Source organism: Fluviicola sp. (assembly GCF_030151805.1).
Lineage (GTDB): Bacteria > Bacteroidota > Bacteroidia > Flavobacteriales_D > Crocinitomicaceae > Fluviicola.
Map to the genome: position 1 here is coordinate 1 of NZ_JASLCN010000357.1, position 4,132 is coordinate 4,132.

The 4,132-nt window shown below is 40.1% G+C and carries 2 protein-coding genes and 1 pseudogene; 2 read left to right on the top strand and 1 reads right to left on the bottom strand.

Annotation, left to right across the window (positions count from 1 at the left end):
• Window positions 1-130 precede the first annotated feature (130 nt).
• Window positions 131-2,293, bottom strand: coding sequence for a T9SS type A sorting domain-containing protein (locus Q1V93_RS13580; protein ID WP_300665432.1), 2,163 nt, complete (start codon window positions 2,291-2,293; stop codon window positions 131-133).
• A gap of 368 nt (window positions 2,294-2,661) precedes the next feature.
• Between Q1V93_RS13580 and Q1V93_RS13585 the strand changes: the two genes are divergently transcribed.
• Both Q1V93_RS13585 and Q1V93_RS13590 read left to right on the top strand, forming a co-directional pair.
• On the top strand, window positions 2,662-3,705 hold the full coding sequence (locus Q1V93_RS13585) for a M42 family metallopeptidase (RefSeq protein ID WP_300665433.1): 1,044 nt from the start codon (window positions 2,662-2,664) through the stop codon (window positions 3,703-3,705).
• A 16-nt stretch (window positions 3,706-3,721) separates the two neighbouring features.
• Window positions 3,722-4,132: pseudogene (locus Q1V93_RS13590) on the top strand (endonuclease/exonuclease/phosphatase family protein); the annotation flags it as partial.

Genomic DNA, 4,132 nt, shown 5'->3' on the forward strand with positions numbered 1-4,132 from the left:
GTTTGAGCAAATAAGAAAGAAGAAGTTGTCAGTAATAAGATGGATAGCAAGTATTTCATAAATGCAGTATTAAAAAGTGAACCACCATCCTGATTAAGAATGGTGGTTGCACGACAAAGGTATGAAATTATTATTTCTTAATAATGCGAATTGTTTGAATCGCTTGTCCCTGAGTTAATTGAAGAACATAAATACCGTTTTCAAATGCAGACAAATCAACTGTATCAGCAGTGCTTGAAACTTTTCCATTCACTACTACTTGTCCTGAAACAGAGATCACTTTAAATGCTGTTTCCTCAGAAAGACCAGACAAAGTCAATTTTCCATCCGTTGGGTTCGGATAAACAGCAACAGCTGAAAGTTTGTTGTCCTCCAACCCTAAACAATCATCAACCAAAATGGTATTTGTTGCTGTGTTGGAACAGTTGTTTGGATCTGTGTAAGAGTAAGTAATGGTCTTTGTTCCCAATCCTGCTGTTGCCGGGTCGAATGAACCAGCAGTAACTCCTGTTCCTGAATAAGTTCCTCCAGCGGGTGCTCCACCTGTCAACGTGAAAGCATTGTGGTAGATACACACATCAGTAAGTGCAGCTAAAGTTACATTTGGCAATGCATTTACCACCACCGTGAATACTTCCGAAGATGCGGCACAAGTTCCAACAGCAGCGATATCATTTGTAACAGTATATGTTCCTGCGGTAGATGCGGACAAATCGATCAACCCGGAATTAGAATTAATACTCAATCCACTTGGTGATGCAGAGAACACTCCACCACTTGCTCCTGTTCCGAAAACCGGTGCAGGATCAGTAGCGTCAGCACAATAAGCTCCCTGAGCATACGTAAATGATGCATCCGGTGTAGATGTAAGCGTTACGTTAACGTTTGTTGTAGAAGGACAAGTTCCTGCTACGGAATGCGTAATCGTATACGTTCCTGCAGTACTATTACTGACATCAATTACTCCTGTTGTTGTACTAACAAACGCTAAACCAGCCGGAGAAGAACTGAATGTTCCAGCTTCAGCCGTTGTTGGTGTTTGATCACCGTCAGAGATACAAATCGTGTTAGATGGGTAATTAAATGAAGAGTTTGCAGCAGGATTGATTGTAATACTTGTTGTCTTTGTGTCAGGACATGCACCTGAAGCGGTGTTTGTAACCGTATAAGTTCCTGTTGTACTTGCTGCCAAATCAACAACTCCGGTTGTAGAATTGATAGATAAACCTGCAGGTGTTGCTGTAAATGTTCCTGCATCAACAACTGTTGGAGTTTGATTCCCTGCATTGGAACAATAAGTCGCATTGCTGTAGCTGAATGTTGCATCTAATTGGTTATTTACTGTTACAACAAACGGACTGGATGCCTTAGATCCCCACTGATTTGTAGCTGTTAAAACAACGTTATATGTACCGGCAGTAGCAAATGTATGGCTTGCGTTTGCAGTAGTAACGGCAGCAGTACCATCTCCGAAATTCCAGGAGTAAGTTGCAGGATAGTTTGTAGAAGTGTTTGTGAAATTCAAAGAACCACCTTCACAAACAGATGCTCCGCTAGCTGTAAAGCTTGCTTTAGGGATATAAACCAATTGCAGATCATCAATGAATAATTGATCATTTGCACTTCCTCCACCAGGAGTTTTATTGGTCGCAAAAGTAACAAGGATGTAAGAAGAAGTCAAAGATGCGTTTACATCTGTAAATTTGAGAGCAATTCTTTGCCAGTTTCCACCTGTATAAGATATAGCTGACGTAGCCTTTGCCTTTAGTGTAGTTGTACTTAATGTATCATTCGGGTCTTTAAAACCAACATTCGTATGAATCATAGAACTTATTCGTGCCTGATGCCCGGCAGAAATATTCGCGGGAATGTACTTTACCCATACAACAATGGAATCCGGTGTATCATTAAAACTTTCGGAATAGTCATTATCTCCTGTAATCGTGGAATTATAATTGGCTGGATCAGTTGCCGTAATAGACCCTGCATTAATTTTCCCTAAAGTAATATTTCCATTAGCCACAACACCTGCAACGCTTCTGGAATATATTTTAACTGAATATGTACCGGTACTTCCTGGTCTTATGTCTGTAGTACGATCAAGCTGTTTTGCTTTAGCAAGACTCGTCCAAAAAGTAGTCGTAGCATTCATAAAGCTATTCCAGTTTGTAGGCTCAACTTCATCTTGCCCAACATTGTCCCAGGCTTCAAAGTTGCTATTTCCAATCTGAGTTTGTGAGTTGGCTTGTAAAGTGAGTGTTAGCAGAGATAAACTAAGTAAAATTCTCTTCATAGTTTGAGTTTTAAGATTCTCTTAGAATCGGGTTAATAGAACAAATTTAATTGTTTTATTTAATAGGTGCTGATTTTAACATAGATCGGATACTGTACGACGGATTACTCATCTGAGGATAAGGCTTGTATCTGTCTATGATAGCTGGTATTCAAGTTGAAACGGAGTTTTTATATGTGGGTTTTGATCGCTCATTTAACGTAATCGAATTAGCAAGCATGCATAGTAATTTTCGTTTGAAAGGGAGCAAATGACCGGATATTTTCACTGAATAAGGAGAGATTTAACATTCGCTTCCCGATTCTTTAACATCGAAGAATGTGGACAAGCACTCAGATTTCTATTACTTTTGAAGCAAAATCCTTCAAATGAATAAAAAACTCTTAGCAGAAATATGTAAAACGCCTGGTGCTCCGGGACATGAAGACCGTGTAAGAAAAGTTGTTCTGCGTGAAATTGAGTCGCTTTGTGATGAGATCGAAGTAGACAACATGGGGAACGTATACGCTATCCGAAGAGGAAAGTCTGACCAATCCGTGATGGTTGGAGCGCATATGGATGAAATCGGATTCATGGTGACACATATTGATGATAAAGGATTTATTCGTTTCACAACTTTGGGCGGATTCGATCCGAAAACGTTGACAGCTCAACGGGTGATTATCCATGGAAAAGAAGATGTCATCGGAGTAATGGCTTCGAAACCAATTCATGTGATGACCCAGGATGAGCGGAACAAAGTGGCGAAACTTTCCGATTATTTTGTAGATACGGGTTTGCCTGCTGAAAAAGTAAAAGAACTTGTTTCGATCGGTGATGCAATTACAAGAGAACGGGAATTCATCGAAATGGGCGACTGTTTCAATTGCAAATCACTGGATAACCGCTTGGCAGTATTCATCGCTATTGAAGTGTTGAAGGTGTTAAAAGGAAAAGAACTTCCGAATGATGTTTACATGGTTTTCACCGTTCAGGAAGAAGTAGGAATCCGCGGAGCAAATGTGGCGAGTTTGAATATCAAACCATATTTCGGATTTGGTTTGGATACAACCATTGCCTTCGATTTGCCGGGAGCTGCAGCGCATGAACAGATTACCAAATTGGGTGAAGGAACAGCCATTAAAATTATGGATGCTTCAACGATTTGTGATCCGAGAATGGTTCGCTATATGAAACAGGTTGCAGACCGCAATCAAATTAAATGGCAGCCAGAAATTCTGACTGCTGGCGGAACAGATACAGCAGGAATTCAACGCATGTCACCAGGTGGATCCATTGCAGGAGCAGTTTCCATTCCGACCAGACATTTACACCAGGTGATAGAAATGGCACACAAAGAAGACATTCAGGCAAGTATTGATTTATTGGCTTCATGTTTGCTAGAACTAGACCAATTCAATTTAGAATATTAAAAACACATAGAGTTTCATGAAAAAGATCCTTTTCTTCTCATTCGCATTGTTCATTTCTTCGGTTGGAGTTTACGGACAAAAAGAATCCAAAAATTCGCTGAAGACATTTCACAAACGTGCAATTGTTTCTTACAACGTAGAGAATTTGTTTGATACCATTGACGATCCGAATGTGATTGACGAAGAATTCCTTCCTGCCGGGAAATTGAAATGGACTTCTGAGAGATATCACGTCAAATTGGATCATTTGGTAGAAGCCATTACGATGAATCTGACAGAGAACCCGATCATCATTGGATTGGTAGAAATCGAAAACAAAGGAGTTTTAACTGATTTGAAAAATCACGGCCGATTGGCAAAAACCAATTACGAAATCGCTCACAAAGATTCTCCGGATGCACGGGGAATTGATTGCGGATTGTTGTAC

Excerpts from the sequence above, each read along its gene's own strand:
- Q1V93_RS13580 (WP_300665432.1), bottom strand. The coding sequence starts at position 2,293 with ATGAAGAGAATTTTACTTAGTTTATCTCTGCTAACACTCACTTTACAA.
- Q1V93_RS13585 (WP_300665433.1), top strand. The coding sequence starts at position 2,662 with ATGAATAAAAAACTCTTAGCAGAAATATGTAAAACGCCTGGTGCTCCG.